Consider the following 14,665-nt stretch of genomic DNA (forward strand, 5'->3'; position numbering starts at 1 on the left):
ATCACGCTCTTAGAGTACAAGGCCGAGTTGTACGGCTGTCACGTTGTGCAGGTTGAAGCGGCAGGAACGACCAGAGAGTGTGCGTCGTGCGGTGTGGAGACAGCCAAGCCCATTTGGGTTCGAGAACACTCCTGTCCAAGTTGTGGATTCGAGTGTGACCGTGACGCGAACGCAGCAATGAATGTGCTTCAACGCGGTTTTTCTGAATTAGGGCTGGAATGGCCCGAAGACACGCCTGTGGAGACTGCGCTCCCTACGGACACTCATTCGGTGTCTGCAAAGCGCGTCATCGAAACAGGAAGCCCCTGCCTCAAGGAGCCGACGAAGGCAGCGACTAGGCAGGGGTAGTTCACGTGGGTGCGCCGGTATACGTCGACGACGAGGTGTACGGAACGTTCTGTTTCTACGACACTGAGCCTCGCGATGGACAGTTCTCGGAGTGGGAGGTGACGCTTGTCGACCTCCTGAGCCAGTGGGTGAGCTACGAACTGCAGCGCGAGCGATTCACTGATCGTCTGCAACGGCAGAACGACCGGCTCGAACGGTTCGCCTCCATCGTGTCACACGACCTTCGGAATCCGCTGAACGTGGTTTCCGGGTCGATAGATCTCGCGGACGAAACGGGTGATCTGGCGCAGTTATCCCGTGCACGGCGTGCCGTCGATCGGATGGATACGCTCATCGAGGACCTCCTGCTACTGGCACGTTCCGGCGACGTCATCGACGAGACCGAACGCGTGGATCTCGGCGCGCTCGCTGCGGACTGCTGGCAAACGGTCCCGACCAACGATGCCATGCTCTCGGTGGGTGCCGAACGAACCGTCCAGGCCGATCGGCGGCGGCTGCAACAGCTGCTGGAGAACCTCTTCCGAAACGCCGTCGAACACGGTTCGACGAGCCCTCCCTCGAAGACTCGCGAGGACGCCGTTGAGCACAGCTCAACGAGCCCCCGCTCGCACGCTCGCGAGGACGCCGTCGAACACGAGGCGGACACCGCCCAACACGGCGGACGTTCACTCACCATCACCGTCGGCGATCTCCCGAACGGATTCTACGTCGAGGACGATGGGACGGGGGTCCCCGAGGAGATACGTGCGGACGTCTTCGAGAGCGGATACACGACGATCGAGGATGGCACGGGCTTCGGCCTCGCGATCGTCTCCGAGATCGTCGACGCCCACGACTGGGAGATCACCGTCACTGAAAGCGACGACGGCGGCGCACGCTTCGAGATCACGGATGGGTGACGCCGGAGACTCGCCGAGCGCGGATCGGAGGCTTAAACCTTAACGAGGGTCATCCATCGAACGCGTGCGAGGGTAGCCAAGCCGGGAAACGGCGGCGGACTCAAGATCCGCTCCTGTAGAGGTCCGTGGGTTCAAATCCCTCCCCTCGCATCGCCGGGGTCATCCCCCGTGATGCGGAAGGGCGCTCTCGGAGCGTTCTTCCCTCGCAAAACAACATTTTACCATCCATCAGAAGTGACGACTTCCGAGTGGCGAACAAGGGCGAAGCTCTCGTCAATGCTGTCGATCCGGAAACCAACAGAGTCCTCCATTCTCGATGCGCTGTTTCTCGTCGATGACGCCGACGATCTCAGAGGAGTGCTTCGGCGTGAAAACCGTCACTTTCGCGTCGAAATCCACGGCTTCAGAAACGCAGCCCAACGTATCTTTCGTGAAATATAACGGAGAACCCCTTTGTTTACAAACTGTTTCAGATACGTCGACCCACCGATCGCGGAAACGTGGTTGTAATCCCGTTCTATCCGGTGAAATTATGCTTAAGTTAACACTGGGCCGCCGAGCATCTTCGACGGTCGTTTCACCGGAGGAATAATAGTGGTAGTAGGAGAATTCGATAGTCGTGACCTCGAAACGAGCGGCGCTACGAACTCTCGTTGAATCGGACGAAGTTTCCCGCATACCGATCGTTCACGACGCCCTGACGGCGAAGTTAGCGGAAGCGGCCGACTTCGATGCGATTTCGCTCTCGGGCCACGGCGTAAGCATCAGTGCACTCGGATTGCCCGACGCCGGATACCTGACGATGCCCGAGGCGGTAACCGTCTCCCGAAACGTTGCTCAGGCCGTGGATACACCAGTGTACACGGATGTCGACACTGGGTTCGGAAACGCGATCAACGCCCGACGAACCGCCGAGGAAGTCATCCGAAACACCGAGTGTGCCGGCTTCCACATCGAAGATCAAGTCGATCCGAAACGCTGCGGACAGGTGGCCGGCAAACGGGTTATCCCACGGAAGGAGATGCAAGAGAAAGTCCGTGCCGTCTGCGACCTTCGAGACGAGATCGATCCGGAGTTCGTCATCATCGGTCGCACCGACGCGCTGGGCGTGACAAATGGCGGCCCATCAGAAGCGATCGATCGCGGGAACGACTTCATAGACGCAGGTGCGGACCTCGTCTTCGTCGACGGAATCCACTCGGAATCGACCGCCGAGGAGATCGGCCGCGGTATCGATGGGCCCCTGCTGTACAACAAAAGCGGTCCGAACCGCAGTCTCGCGCCGGCGGTCGACGAGGCAGTGTTAGCGGAGTGGGGATACTCGCTCGTGTCCTATCACGCGTCGATGACGCCGACGATTCAGGCGGTCCACGAGTATATGTCCCAGCTCAAAGACCGGGGAATGGACCACGTTGTCGAGTTCGAAGCCGAGATGGACGAACTGCCGGTTGGGGATTTCTATGCTTTCGAGGGGATGAACGAGGTTGTTGACCTCGAGCGGGAGTATCTCCCGGAAGAAGAGATGGAGAAGTATCAGTCCTCCGTCGGAAAAGACATCTGAACATCGGACGGCCCGAACAGTACCGCCACGTCGTCCGCTGTCGGGGAACTCCAATGGGACAACCCCTCTCGAGTGAATCGTTGCGCGATCGGTTCGAGGCTTTCGGGCGTCTCAAGGGACTCTCGTCACTTGTTCCCGACGATCGCTCGTTCCAGGTCGGCAATCGTCGGTGATTGACCACAAGAATTCCGATCAGCGCGGATGAAACCCGTCTCAGTCACTGTCTTCATGGGTGCTGTGCCCCGCCCGCGGGGCCGATCGATGCGTTAACGGGCGCGCCAGGCCGAGTCCGAGTATGACCGACACCGTCGATCGAGTCACGGTCGCCGAGCGCGCGGCCCGGGCGGGGGGCCGCGTCGCCCACGAGCACTTCCGGACCGGGATCGCCGTCGAGACGAAGGGCGGGACGGCTGACGTCGTCACCGAGGCCGACCGCGCCGCCCAGCGCGAGGTCATCGACGTCGTTCGCGAAACGTTCCCGGAGGACGCGATCGTCGGCGAGGAGAACGACGAGCTGAAAACGGTCCCCGACGCCGGTGCCGTCTGGATCGTCGACCCGATCGACGGGACGACCAACTACGTCCGCAACGATCCCGTCTGGGGAACCGCCGTCGCGGCGGTCGTGGACGGTGACCCCGTCGCCGCCGCCGTCGCGATGCCGGCGCTCGAGGACGTCTACGTCGCCGGCGACGCGGGCGCCGTCCGAAACGATGAGCCGATCGCGGTCAGCGACGTGACCGATCCCGAGGCCGCCCTCGCCGCGCCGGCGATGTGGTGGCCGATGGACCGCCGTGAGGAGTACGGCAACGCGTGTGCGGCGCTGCTCGAGCGCTTCTGGGACGTCCGCCGGATCGGCTCCGCCCAGGCGATGCTTGCGGGGATCGCCCACGGCAGCATCGACGGCGCGATCACGAACGTCGTCTCTCACCCTTGGGACTCGGTCGCGGGCGTCCACCTGATCCGACGGGCGGGCGGCACCGTCACCGACCTCGAGGGCGACCGCTGGCGACACGACTCGACCGGACTGGTCGCCTCCAACGGCGACCTCCACGACGAACTGCTCGATGCGGCCGCCGAGATCGCCTGAGTCAGTCGGCCGTGGCGATCGCCGCGATCCCGGACGATCGTCTCAGATCCCAAACGTGGCGCGCAGCATATCCCGGGTCCCCGGCCCGAGGCCGACGGCGAGGACGGTGATCAACAGCAGGACCGTGTACCGCGGCGACTCCGTGAACATCTCGTCGTTGAACACCCAGACGACGAACGTCGCGGCCGCGAGTTTCACGATCAGAAACGGCCAGGCGTCGCCGGTCACCGAGAGGACGGACGGGGGCAACAACCGTGCCGTCCAGTCGACGATCGCCGCATTGACCACGTGTTTCGGCACGAGGTTTGCGCTGTCGGCCAGAACGGGCATCCAGTCAAGCCCGATCACGTTCGCCACGCCGTCGATCGCGTGGCCCCAGATGACGACGAGTCCGATGTACCCCGTTCCCGCGTTGACCGACGGCTCGTACCGCTCGATCAGCCACCAGGTCACGCCCGCCGACGCCGTGGCGATCGCGAGGATGGCGACGATCACCGCCGCGTTGAACCCGACGAACGTGGTCGTTGCGGCGAGGGACCCGAGGTAGCCGACCGACCCGATGACCGCCACACTCCCCATCGCGAACAGGGGTCGTGCGTAGTCATCGGTCACCCCGCGGTCCGCGAGGGCGTACGCGAGGACCACGCAGCCGAGCGTGATCGCGAACACGGTCACGTAGATGAACGGGCTGATGAACAGCGCGGTCCAGGGGGCAGGGATCAGGTGCTGGCCGCCCGCGTCGAGCGCGGCCACGCCCGCGTCCTCGATCGTTCGCAGCGCGCCCCCGAGGAGCACGAACGGGAACAGCGCGAAGAAGAACCGCCGCTCCTCACCGATCCCGAGCCGGCGAAGGAGGAAGAGGACGCCGATCAGCGCGACCAGCAGGATGACGATGTACGAGACCGTCGAGACGGTCGTGTATCCGGGCGAGGCGACCACCGCGTCGGCGGCCGCGGCGGCCTCCGCACACGCGTCCGAGGAGTAGAGATACTCCGTCGCGCCGCCGCGGCGCACCGCACAGGCGGCCCCCTCGCCGTCGGCGACCACCGGTCCCCAGAAGTACCGCCAGAGGAAGCCGTCGTAGACGATCCGTGGGAACAGTACCGCGCCGGCGCCGATCCCGACCACGATCGAGACGACGGCTGTGAGCCACGCCGCCTCCGGCGAGACGTCGAGGCGCTCGTCGATCCGGTCACTCATTGGTACAACTGCGAACGACCGACGGGTTGAGCGTTCCGGTCACGACCGTGGCCGGTCCGTCCACGACCGGAGTAGTTCGCCACGACCGGGACGGCCCGGTCACGGACGACTGCGGACGGACCGGTCACAGCTGCGGATCGCCCACGTTCGTCTCTCCGTCCAGGACGAGCAGCGTTCGTGACCGATCCACGTCCTCGATCCCGGCGATCCGGTCGTAGACGAGATCACGAAGCGCCGCGGCGTCCTCGACGACGACCCGAAGCAGGAGGTCCCACTCGCCGGCCGTGAGGTGACGATCCCGAACCGCCTCGATCGGGTCGAGCGCGGCGATGACGTCGTCGACGTTGCGCTGGGTCACCTCGAGGCCGACGAACGCCTCGAGATCGTACCCCAACGCGGGGGCGTTCACGGCGGCGTGATACCCCTCGATCACGCCCGCGTCCTCCATCCGATTCACCCGATCCCGGACGGTGTCGGTGGTCTCGTTCACACGATGTGCGATCTCCGAGAAGGGCGTTCGGGCGTTCTCTCCGAGGACGCGGAGGATCGCCCGATCCGTCCCATCGAGGTCCATACCGTTCCGATGGCGGGAGCTGCCTTTGGCGTTGCGACCGCCTGTATCCGGACCGCCAGCCTACTCGTCGGCGAGCGGGTTTTCGAGGTCGATCTCGCCGGCGTCGAGCTCGGCCTCGACCTCGCGGACGGCCGTCACCATGTTCTCGGTCTTTCCGTAGGCGATCTCCCGGGGCAGGAGCTTGAGTCCGCAGTCGGGCGAGATCGTGAGCTTCTCCGGGGGCACGATCCGCAGGCCCTGTTTGATGTTCCGTTTGATCTCGGCGACCGACTCCACCTCGGCGGTGTGGGCGTCGACGACGCCGAGCGCCAGGTCCGGCTCGAAGTCGGGGTCGGTGAACACCTCGACCTGCTCGTAGTCGCCGTTGCACAGCTCGACGTCGAACTCGTCGATCGGGAACTCGTTGAGCTCGGGGTAGATCCGCGAGTAGTCGCCGTAACAGACGTGCAGGCCGATCCGGACGTCGTCGTCGATCCCGGCGGTGATCCGGTCGAGCGCCTCGTGGACGATGGCGTGGTCCTCCGGGGTCGTCGCCAGCGCGGGTTCGTCGATCTGGATGTACTGCGCGCCGGCCTCGACAAGCGCCTCGACCTCCTCGTTGACGAGATCGGCTAGGTCGTACACCAGGTCCTCGGTCGTCTCGTAGGCCTCGTTGAACGCCCAGAAGCCGAGCGTGTAGGGGCCGGTGATCGGAACCTTGACCGGCCGTTCGGCGACGTCACTCGTGAACTCGAACTCGTCGACGAGCCACGGTTCGTCGTACTCGACCGGCTCGACGACGGAGGGCTTGTCGAAGTAGTTGTGTCCCCACACCTTCACCGGGCCGTTGAACTCGTAGCCCGGGATGCGGTGGGCGAAGAACTCGACCATCTCGTTGCGGCGCATCTCGCCGTCGACGACGGTATCCAGCCCCGCGCGCTCGTGTTCGTGGGTGATCAGTCGACAGGCGTCGTCGTGGGCCTCCGCGAGGTCGTCCGCGTCGAACTTCGAGTCGGGGTCATCGACGAGGTCGTCGGCGCGGTTGAGCCACTTCGGCTTCGGGTAGGAGCCGACGACCGTGGTCAACAGGAAGTGGTCGTTCGGGTGCGATTTCGGGCGGAACTGGTCGCGGTTGACGTCGGGAACTCGAACCATCAGGACAACACCTCCACGCCCGCGGCGAGGGCGTTCAGCTTGGCTTGATACTTGTTCTCCGGCAGGTAGAACAGCTCGGTGTTCGAGGTGACGTAGGTCGTCTCGAAGCCGCCGACCGGCAGCTGCTCCTCGAACCACCCGACGCGCTCGGCGATCGTTTCGGGCTCCTCAACGAGCGTGTTCTGCCCGTCGACGACGCCGAGCGCCACCGAGTCGGGGGCACCGTACTCCTGGACGTTGTACACCGAGTCGTCCCGGTCGCCGGTGACGAGATCGAGCCCGACCGCGTCGATGTCGGCATCGAGCAGGTGGGCGTAGGGTTTCTCCGGGATCGCCCCCCAGTAGGTGTGCACGACGACGTCGGCGTCGGTCGCCGACGCGACGCGATCGATCGCGTCGCTCGCCTGCGCGTCCACGCCGTCCTCGGGGGGTTGCTCCACGAGCGACGGCTCCAACAGGAACAGCGTCTCGTGGTCCCCGAGCGCCTCGACCTCAGCCGCCAGGAACGCGGCGATCGACTCGCGGAACGCCTCCGCGTCCGCTCCCGTCTCGTTCGTGGCCAGCTCGGACAGGGAGTACGGACCCGGCAGCACCGCCTGGAGGGCGACGTCATCGTCGGCCGGTAGCTGATCGCTTGCGGACGCAAGCTCCTCGGCGACGTCGCCGCTTGCGGTCGGCTCCGAGACGACCCGCGGATCGCGGTAGAAGTTGTTGTTGTCGTAGTAACGGACGATCCCGCCGGTCTCGACGCCGTCGGCGACCGTCAGCGGATGGGCGATCATGTCGTCCCATCGCGCTTGGCCCTCCACGATGCGGTCCAATCCGGCATCGAGTTGGTCATCGATCAGTTCGGATCGGACGTCGGCGTACGTCGAGACGATCTCCGGCCCCTCGTTGCCGCTCAACAGGTCCCCCTTCTGGTGACCCTTCAGATCGGAGAGGGTCTCCTTCGCCCAGTCCGGGAGCGGAAACAGTCCCGGCGTCGTCGCGACTCGTTCAGTCATCAGCGAAGCTAGGATATGCCGTAGTTTAATATTTTCTAATGGAACTTATTCCCAATGGTAATCTCACCCGGCCCCTGTGCTGTATCCGTCGGTCCTCACCGCTGCGTCCAACGGCCTCACCGCTGCGTCAGCCGGAGTATCGAGAGCGTCTCGAAGGGGTACGACTCCTCCCGGACGACCTCGTGGGAAAAGCCGGCCGCCTCGACGCGATCGATGACGGCCTCGTAGCCCGTCAGCGAACTCACGAGCAGCAGGACGCAGCCCCCCGGTGTGAGCACCCGGCCGACGTCGTCGAGGAACGGCTCGATCAGCTCACGGCCGGTTCGCCCGCCCGACAGTGCCGTCTCCATCCAGTCGTCCCACTCGTTGTCGGGGTCGGTCGGCAGGTACGGGGGATTGAACGCGACGGTGTCGAAGACGCCGTCCCGAAAGGGGTCGAGCAGACTCCCCCGGACGACATCGAGTCCGCGTTCACGCGCCTGTCTGCAGGCGTGTGGGTTGACGTCGCTGGCGACCACCTCGACGTCGGCACTGTCATCGGCCGTCGCGATCCGCTCCGCGACCCAGCCCGATCCGGTGCCGACCTCCAGCACGCGGCCGGTGGCCTCGGCGATCGCCGCCTCGGCCAGCAGGCCGGAGTCCTCGGCGGGTTGATAAACGGTCGTTTCGGCGCCGCGCCGCTCGGCGAGGTCGGTCACTCGCTGCCTCCCGTTCCCGCGTCGGAACCCAATGTAGCGTTGCCGCCCGATGCTGCCTCACCACTCGATCCGGCGTCGCCACCCGACCCGACCGTCACCGACAGCCCCGCCGACCGCGCGCCGTGGGTCCGCTGCGGGAACGGGATCGTGATACCCTCCTCGCGGAAGGCCTCGTGGAGCGCCGAGATGACCGCCGTTTGTGTGCGCCACCGCTTGCGCGCGCTGGGCTGGTCGATCCAGAACCGGGCCCCGAGGACGACCGAGGAATCGCCGAACCGTTTGGCGACCACCTTCGGCCGCGGCGCCGTTCGAACGTCGTCGAGGTCGGCCATCGCCTCCTGTGCCACGTCCGCCGCGTGGTCCGGGTCGTCGTCGTAGTCGATGCCGACCTCGACCTCGATCCGGAGCCGTCCCTTTCGCGATCGATCGATGATCGGGTTGTTCGCAATACGGTCGTTCGGGATCGTGACGTACTCGCCGTCGAACGTCTGGATCCGGGTGTGAAAGACGGTGATCTCGGTGACCGTCCCCTCGTTCTCCTCGAACTCGATCCAGTCGCCGATCTCAAAGGGACGCGAGAACATCAACACGATCCCGGCCAGGACGGATCCGAGCGTCTGACGCGCCGCCATCCCGACGACGATGCCGAGGAAGCCGGCACCGACGAGGAGGTTCCCGAGATTATCGGTGAACAGGCCGATGACGATCAGCCCCGCCAGCGAGTAGACCGCGAGCTGGGTCAGCCGGTAGATGATCTGCTTTTGGTGGGTCGAGACCGTCTTTCCGGTCGAGACGACCTCGCGGATGATCTGTCCGAAGAAGTCGGTCAGCGCGTACGCGCCGCCGAGCACGATGACCGCAAGCACGATGTTCGGAACCTGCTCGGCGAGCTCGAGGCTGCCGTAGGCGGCCACGAGCTGGTCGCCCAGTCCCCAGAGCCCGACGACCGTGAGGACGCCCGCAGCCGTCGACGCAGCGATCACGCTCGAGAGGGCGAGCCGTTTCGTCGTCCCGAGGTCGCCATCCTGTCGGCTTCGATAGCGTCGCACGAGGGACCGAACGGCGACCACGACCGCGACGACGCCGGCGCTCGCGACCGCGCGCTCGAGCGGTCCGAGCGCGACCTGTCCGTTCCCGGGCCAGACGGTGTCGCTTACGAGGATCACCCCATTGCTTGCCGGAAGCGCTCCCGAAAGGACCCCGACGATCGCCTCGAACCCGGTCATCGGACGTGCTCCAGTCGCGACGACGTCGAAAGCCGTGCCCGTTCCGACGGTCGTACCCGTACCCGCAGTCGTGCCCGTTTCGGGGAACGCGGGTGCCCTGTCGATGCGTCGATCTCTCCCACAGTCACTGTCGGATGTGTTGCGCGTACTGACTCAAGAAGCTTCACACTCGGCCCGTCCCGTCACTCCCCCGTCGGCTCTCCGTGATCGAGAGCCACCGCCGCGATCTCGGCGAACGTCGCCGGCGCGAGGTCGCCGGGGCGCTTCCGGAGCAGGCCCTCGTCGGCGACGTCGACGACGGCCTCGGGCTCCTCGAGCCCGGAGATGTGGCCCGTGTTTCGGATCGCGTTCCGCACCGTCTTCCGCCGCTGTGTGAACAACGCCTTGACGAACCGGAGAAAGAACGCTTCGTTCGCGACCTCGTACTCGGGGTCCCGCGGGGTACACCGGACCACCGCGCTCTCGACGGCCGGCTTCGGCTCGAAGGCCTCCCGCGGGATCCGTTCGACGATCTCGACGTCGGCGTAGTGTTGGGCCGACACCGACAGCCGCCCGTACGCGCTGGTTCCCGGCTCGGCGACCATCCGGTCGGCGAACTCCGCCTGGAACGTGGCAACGAGCGGTCGCTTTTCGGGCAGCAGCCGGAAGGCGATCTCCGAGGACACTCCGTACGGGAGATTCGAGACGGATGCGGTGAACGGCGGCAACTCGACGTCGAGGGCGTCCCCCGTCACCACCGTGAGCCGGCCGGCGTCGACCGCGTCCGCGAACTCCGTCTCCAGAAACGACGCGTACCCCTCGTGGCGCTCGATCACGGTCAGCTGCCCGTCCACGGGCAGCGATCCGAGGAGGCGGTCGGTGAGCGCACCAGCACCACCACCGATCTCGAGCAGGTGGCTTCGGTCGGCGGCTGCCGGCAGGTACGTCGGAATCCGGTCGAGAACGCGGTCGTCGACGAGGAAGTGTTGGTCCTGATCGGGGTCGACCCGAAGGCCGGCCCGTCGGATCAGGCCGTCCGGATCGCGGTCGCCCGGTTCGGGGGCGGTCGGCGAATCGGTCATACCTCCGCTACACGGACCGCCCCGGTAAACGTCCCGTTTCGGTCAGTCGTCCGCGGTTCGATCGTCGATCACCCCTCGTGGCGGTCGACGAACACCCGGTACTTGAGGTCATCCTCCTTGATCTCCTCGATGATCCGTTCGATCAGAACCTCCTTGGGCCGGTGAAGCCCGGAGATCCGATCGGCGATGTCCGTGAAGCTCTCGAAGGGACCGCGTTTCCGCTCGTCGAGGACGTTGTTGCGCAGCTTCTTGCCGATGCCGGGAAGCAGGTTGAGCCGGTGGAGCCGAAGCGTGATCGGCTCGGCGTCGTTGTAGAAGTCGACGAACCGGCGCTCGTTCGTCTCGACGATCTGTTCGACCGCGTACTCGATCTCGGCAGCCGCGTTGTGGGTCAGATCGTCGTGCTCGACCTCCCGGTACCGCGAGACGTCCTCTGGCCGCGGATCGAGGGCGATCCGATCACCCACGGAGCGGTCGGCGTCGTCGGTCAGCGTGAGCTCGAACAGCCGGAAGTCCGCCTCTCCCAGCGCGTACGCGATCGGCGACTTCTGGTACTGGGGGCGGTCGTCGCCCGGGCGCCCCTGTGGCAACACGTCGAGTGCGACCGCGAACTGGCGGTCCTCGTCGGCCGCCGTCGATGCCTCCGCGGTTGAGTCGGCCTCGGATGCGTCGGCGGCATCGGATGCGTCCGAGCGGTCGGCGGCGTCGCCGGACTCGGTCTCGGTCCCGCCGTCCGGGAGCACGCGCGAACGCTGGGGTTCGTTCATACGCCTCTCTATGGGGAGGTGATACTTAAAAATCGCCCGCCACCACGTGGATCCCAACCCGTCGATCCGGGCCGCAGGGCCCTGATGCGCTCGCGCCGCCCTCAGGCGTACTTCGCGACGACGTTCAGGATCTCGTCGAGCTGCTCGCCGTCGAGCGAGTACCGTTCGTGAGCGAACACCGAGCGGAGCTCGGTCCGGTCGCCGGGCAACAGGTCCGCGATCTTGATCGCGGCCTGCTCGTCGACGTACTCGAGGGCGGCCAGTTCCTCGACGAGTTCCCGTGATTCCTCGGCCTCGAGGACCGCAAAGCGGTTGACGTGTTCGATCGCTCGCGCCAGCTCGTAGCGGAGTTCCCGCTCCTCGTCGTTGGCCCGCTCGGCCTCGATGTCCACCAGGATGTCCTTGGCCTCGGCCGTCGTGATGGTCTCCTCCTCGAGCTTCTCTTTGAAGATGCTCATCTCCGTCCCCTCTAGTTCTGTGCGCGCATATGGGCGGCGGAGACGATGAGCGTCTTCTCCTTGCCGCCGTCGGTGATCTCGACGGTGAACGCCGAGCCCTGCTTGCCCGTGACGGTCCCGGTCTGGCCGTCGAATCGGGGGTGGAACCGGCCATCGCGAACGCTCGGATCGATCTTGAGGTGGACCTTCTGGCCCTCCTCGTACTCCTGGATCGCCCGCTGCGGCGGGGACGTTCCGCGCTCGCGCGGTTTGTTCGAGAGCTTGTTGCGCGTCGCTTTGTTGGGCCCGTTGGAACTCGGCATAGTCGTGAGCCCGTCTACCGTCGGCGCGGTTATAAATGGTGCGTTACGAGACGCGCTCGTGATCGGCTCACAGCCGCGGTCGCTCCCGCGGATGGATGGTCGATCGCCCGCTCACGTCGACAGCCACGGCAGGGAGAGCTCCGCCCGGTGGTCGTCGAGGACGTCGAACCGGGCGTCGCGCCGCAGTTCGAGCCAGTGTAACAGCCGGGCGGCCCACTCGAGCTTGCGTGCCTTCGTCGGGCTCACGTTCGGATCCGCGAAGTCCCAGCCGACGAAGACCAGCTCCGCGGCGCCGGCGTGATCCGCGAGGAACGCCGCCCGATCGCCGTCGGTGAATCCACCGTGGTTGACGACCGGTCCGCGCGGCGCGGCCTGTGTGGTTACCAGGACGTGCTCGGCCGTGAACCGGGGGATCCACGTCCGGACAGCCGGCACGTTATCCCCGTGTGCGTGCGCCGCAACCGGCGTCCCGGACGCCGTAAGCCGGCGTGCAGTCTCCGGGTTCTTGTCGAGATCGGTGACCATCACGTCGACCGAGATCGCCGCCTCCACGAGGACGTCGACCGCCGTGGACGCCGCGACGACGGCGTCGGCGGCGGCCGCCCGTTCAAGGTCGACATCGTCGGTCAGCGATGGTCCTGCCCCGGCGATCGCCACGGTGGCGTCGGCCAGCATATCGAATCGATCGGTCGGAAACGGGGATGCGAGTGCTGCAGCCACGTCACGCGCCCGCTCGTCGGCCGCACGGTCGAATCCGAAATCTGACAGGAGCGCCTCGTAGGCCGGCTCCCACGTCTCGAAGTTCATCCGGCCCTCCCGTCGCGTCGCCGAGCGTGGTTCTGTCGCCGAGCGTGGTTCTGTCGCCGAGCGTGGTTCTGTCGCCGATCTCGGTCGGCCATCCTCCAGGAGCCGGTCGACCGATCGGTGCCGGCCGATCGACGACCCGGGCCCGCGATCGGCGGCGTCGCCGCTCGACGTCGGTGAAGGTGTGGGCCGAAGTGGCACGAACTGCCCCTACCCGCGTGCCCCTTCGGCGTCCGGTCGACCCGTTTTCCATCCGATGGCATACACGTTCTCTTACTTCGACCGTTCGGTCGCTCCGTCCTCTACGACTCCATCGAACGCCGCTTCAAGGGCGGCGTCGGCGCCCCTGACGCGCTCGTGCACCCGGGCGATCGCGGCCGGCGTTCCGACTAGGAGTCCGCGCGTCGGTTCCCGTCCGGATCCGTCGGTGGCCGTCGCCTTCGTCTCTGCCTCCGTTTCGGCGTTCGCGGAGCCGGCCGGCGCGAACGCCGCGGTCGTTCCCTCGGTCGCCGCCCGGAGCGTCCGGATCCGCTCGCCGTCGAGCCCGGACAGCTCGAGGACTCGAACGACGCTCTCGTCGGCGATCGCCGCGGCCGCCTCCAGCCGATCGAGGTGCCGCGTCGCCTCGCCCGGCATAGTCACGTCGAGCTCCTCGACGCCGATCCCGTCGGCCGTGCTGCGGTACCGATCCCGGGCGAACTCGGCGCCGATGAGTGCGGCGTCGCGGGTTTCGGCCACGTCGTGGGTCCGGATCACGTGGGCGCCCCGCTCGACCGCCATCGAGGTGGCCGCGAGCGACACCGGTAGCGCCGCCTCGGTGTCGCGCCCGGCGACCTCCCGGAGGAAGTTCTTCCGGTTGATCGAGACGAGCATCGGCCGCCCGTAGCCGCGGAACTCCCGGAGCTGACGGAACGTCTCCCGGTCGTCGGCGAGCGTCTTCTCCTCGGTCCAGCCGCCGAAGGCGGGATCGATGATCGTCTTCTCGGTGAACCCGTTTCGCGACAGCGCCTCGTAGATCCCGTCGACGTCCGGGATCGCGCCCGGACGCTCGAGGTCCGGCGGCGAGGCCATCTTCACGACCGCGGCATCGTGGGACGAACAGACCGCCGGCATCTCGGGATCGGCGAACCCACAGACGTCGTTGACCATATCGAACCCCCGACGGAGCGCCTCCGCGGCGACCTCGTGGTACCGCGTCTCGATCGACCAGACGGCGTCGCCGGCGGTCGACGCCATCGCTTCGACCGCCGTGTCGAGACGGTCGATCTCCTCGTCGGCGGTGAGGACGTCGAACCGCTTGTTCGCCGATTCGAGCCCGACGTCGACGATGTCCGCTCCTTCGTCGATCAGCTCCGAGTCGACGTATTCGGCCGCTTCACCCGGGTCGTCGAACACGCTCGGGTCGTAGGGCGACTCCGCCGAGACGTTGAGCACGCCCATAATCCGCGGCGGCCGCCCGTCGCCGATCTCGAGTCCTGCCGCGTCCACAGTTCGCATATCGATCGACACGGTCGCGATCACCATAGGCGGTCCGGAACCGGT

At 66.3% G+C, this 14,665-nt stretch carries 16 protein-coding genes and 1 tRNA gene; 5 read left to right on the forward strand and 12 right to left on the reverse strand.

Annotated features, from left to right (window positions below):
* The 5 genes from BLW38_RS13395 to BLW38_RS13415 form a co-directional block, all read left to right on the forward strand.
* A partial coding sequence (locus BLW38_RS13395) for a zinc ribbon domain-containing protein (protein ID WP_143040878.1) occupies positions 1–348 on the forward strand: 348 nt, incomplete at its 5' end.
* 5 nt (positions 349–353) lie between these two features.
* Positions 354–1,247 (forward strand): GAF domain-containing sensor histidine kinase, encoded by an 894-nt coding sequence (locus BLW38_RS13400; protein ID WP_092817720.1) that lies wholly within the window; start codon positions 354–356, stop codon positions 1,245–1,247.
* 66 nt (positions 1,248–1,313) lie between these two features.
* Positions 1,314–1,397: transfer RNA gene (locus BLW38_RS13405), tRNA-Leu, on the forward strand.
* A gap of 469 nt (positions 1,398–1,866) precedes the next feature.
* Positions 1,867–2,808 (forward strand): isocitrate lyase/PEP mutase family protein, encoded by a 942-nt coding sequence (locus BLW38_RS13410; RefSeq protein WP_177167511.1) that lies wholly within the window; start codon positions 1,867–1,869, stop codon positions 2,806–2,808.
* Between the two features lie 295 nt (positions 2,809–3,103).
* Positions 3,104–3,895: an inositol monophosphatase family protein gene (locus tag BLW38_RS13415; RefSeq protein WP_092817722.1), complete on the forward strand. Its 792-nt coding sequence runs from the start codon at positions 3,104–3,106 to the stop codon at positions 3,893–3,895.
* A gap of 42 nt (positions 3,896–3,937) precedes the next feature.
* On the opposite strand, the gene BLW38_RS13420 is transcribed toward BLW38_RS13415, so the two are convergent.
* The 12 genes from BLW38_RS13420 to BLW38_RS13475 all read right to left on the reverse strand — a co-directional run bounded on the left by BLW38_RS13420 (position 3,938) and on the right by BLW38_RS13475 (position 14,620).
* On the reverse strand, positions 3,938–5,095 hold the full coding sequence (locus BLW38_RS13420; RefSeq protein ID WP_092817723.1) for a DUF63 family protein: 1,158 nt from the start codon (positions 5,093–5,095) through the stop codon (positions 3,938–3,940).
* 124 nt (positions 5,096–5,219) lie between these two features.
* Positions 5,220–5,669 (reverse strand): Lrp/AsnC family transcriptional regulator, encoded by a 450-nt coding sequence (locus tag BLW38_RS13425; protein WP_092817724.1) that lies wholly within the window; start codon positions 5,667–5,669, stop codon positions 5,220–5,222.
* Between the two features lie 60 nt (positions 5,670–5,729).
* Positions 5,730–6,803, reverse strand: a complete 1,074-nt coding sequence (locus tag BLW38_RS13430) for a methionine synthase (RefSeq protein ID WP_092817725.1) — start codon at positions 6,801–6,803, stop codon at positions 5,730–5,732.
* Positions 6,803–7,807: a 5-methyltetrahydropteroyltriglutamate--homocysteine methyltransferase gene (locus tag BLW38_RS13435; protein ID WP_092817726.1), complete on the reverse strand. Its 1,005-nt coding sequence runs from the start codon at positions 7,805–7,807 to the stop codon at positions 6,803–6,805. The genes BLW38_RS13430 and BLW38_RS13435 overlap by 1 nt, the downstream gene beginning before the upstream one ends.
* A gap of 116 nt (positions 7,808–7,923) precedes the next feature.
* Positions 7,924–8,505 (reverse strand): HemK2/MTQ2 family protein methyltransferase, encoded by a 582-nt coding sequence (locus BLW38_RS13440; RefSeq protein ID WP_092817727.1) that lies wholly within the window; start codon positions 8,503–8,505, stop codon positions 7,924–7,926.
* Complete coding sequence (locus BLW38_RS13445; protein ID WP_177167512.1) at positions 8,502–9,731, reverse strand: mechanosensitive ion channel family protein; 1,230 nt, start codon at positions 9,729–9,731, stop codon at positions 8,502–8,504. Before BLW38_RS13445 ends, BLW38_RS13440 begins: the two co-directional genes overlap by 4 nt.
* A gap of 182 nt (positions 9,732–9,913) precedes the next feature.
* A complete protein-coding gene (locus BLW38_RS13450) occupies positions 9,914–10,792 on the reverse strand; it encodes a 16S ribosomal RNA methyltransferase A (RefSeq protein WP_092817728.1) in 879 nt (292 codons plus the stop codon).
* Between the two features lie 68 nt (positions 10,793–10,860).
* The gene (locus BLW38_RS13455) at positions 10,861–11,559 is read right to left on the reverse strand and encodes a DUF655 domain-containing protein (RefSeq protein ID WP_092817729.1); all 699 of its coding nucleotides are present in this window, start codon (positions 11,557–11,559) and stop codon (positions 10,861–10,863) included.
* A gap of 101 nt (positions 11,560–11,660) precedes the next feature.
* Positions 11,661–12,017 (reverse strand): RNA polymerase Rpb4 family protein, encoded by a 357-nt coding sequence (locus tag BLW38_RS13460; RefSeq protein WP_092817730.1) that lies wholly within the window; start codon positions 12,015–12,017, stop codon positions 11,661–11,663.
* Positions 12,018–12,028: 11 nt separating this feature from the next.
* Entirely contained in the window at positions 12,029–12,319 is a 291-nt protein-coding gene (locus BLW38_RS13465; protein ID WP_092817731.1) for a 50S ribosomal protein L21e, read from the reverse strand.
* A 111-nt stretch (positions 12,320–12,430) separates the two neighbouring features.
* Positions 12,431–13,126: a 6-hydroxymethylpterin diphosphokinase MptE-like protein gene (locus BLW38_RS13470; protein WP_092817732.1), complete on the reverse strand. Its 696-nt coding sequence runs from the start codon at positions 13,124–13,126 to the stop codon at positions 12,431–12,433.
* Positions 13,127–13,396: 270 nt separating this feature from the next.
* Positions 13,397–14,620 carry a dihydropteroate synthase gene (locus tag BLW38_RS13475; RefSeq protein ID WP_092817749.1) on the reverse strand — a complete coding sequence of 408 codons (1,224 nt, stop codon included), beginning with the start codon at positions 14,618–14,620 and terminating at the stop codon, positions 13,397–13,399.
* Positions 14,621–14,665 lie beyond the last annotated feature (45 nt).

The sequence above is a fragment of the Halopenitus malekzadehii genome, assembly GCF_900108505.1.
GTDB classification, from domain to species: Archaea; Halobacteriota; Halobacteria; order Halobacteriales; family Haloferacaceae; genus Halopenitus; species Halopenitus malekzadehii.

Excerpts from the sequence above, each read along its gene's own strand:
- BLW38_RS13450 (WP_092817728.1), bottom strand. The coding sequence starts at position 10,792 with ATGACCGATTCGCCGACCGCCCCCGAACCGGGCGACCGCGATCCGGAC.
- BLW38_RS13420 (WP_092817723.1), bottom strand. The coding sequence starts at position 5,095 with ATGAGTGACCGGATCGACGAGCGCCTCGACGTCTCGCCGGAGGCGGCG.
- BLW38_RS13430 (WP_092817725.1), bottom strand. The coding sequence starts at position 6,803 with ATGGTTCGAGTTCCCGACGTCAACCGCGACCAGTTCCGCCCGAAATCG.
- BLW38_RS13465 (WP_092817731.1), bottom strand. The coding sequence starts at position 12,319 with ATGCCGAGTTCCAACGGGCCCAACAAAGCGACGCGCAACAAGCTCTCG.
- BLW38_RS13470 (WP_092817732.1), bottom strand. The coding sequence starts at position 13,126 with ATGAACTTCGAGACGTGGGAGCCGGCCTACGAGGCGCTCCTGTCAGAT.
- BLW38_RS13475 (WP_092817749.1), bottom strand. The coding sequence starts at position 14,620 with ATGCGAACTGTGGACGCGGCAGGACTCGAGATCGGCGACGGGCGGCCG.
- BLW38_RS13445 (WP_177167512.1), bottom strand. The coding sequence starts at position 9,731 with ATGACCGGGTTCGAGGCGATCGTCGGGGTCCTTTCGGGAGCGCTTCCG.
- BLW38_RS13435 (WP_092817726.1), bottom strand. The coding sequence starts at position 7,807 with ATGACTGAACGAGTCGCGACGACGCCGGGACTGTTTCCGCTCCCGGAC.
- BLW38_RS13455 (WP_092817729.1), bottom strand. The coding sequence starts at position 11,559 with ATGAACGAACCCCAGCGTTCGCGCGTGCTCCCGGACGGCGGGACCGAG.
- BLW38_RS13425 (WP_092817724.1), bottom strand. The coding sequence starts at position 5,669 with ATGGACCTCGATGGGACGGATCGGGCGATCCTCCGCGTCCTCGGAGAG.
- BLW38_RS13415 (WP_092817722.1), top strand. The coding sequence starts at position 3,104 with ATGACCGACACCGTCGATCGAGTCACGGTCGCCGAGCGCGCGGCCCGG.
- BLW38_RS13460 (WP_092817730.1), bottom strand. The coding sequence starts at position 12,017 with ATGAGCATCTTCAAAGAGAAGCTCGAGGAGGAGACCATCACGACGGCC.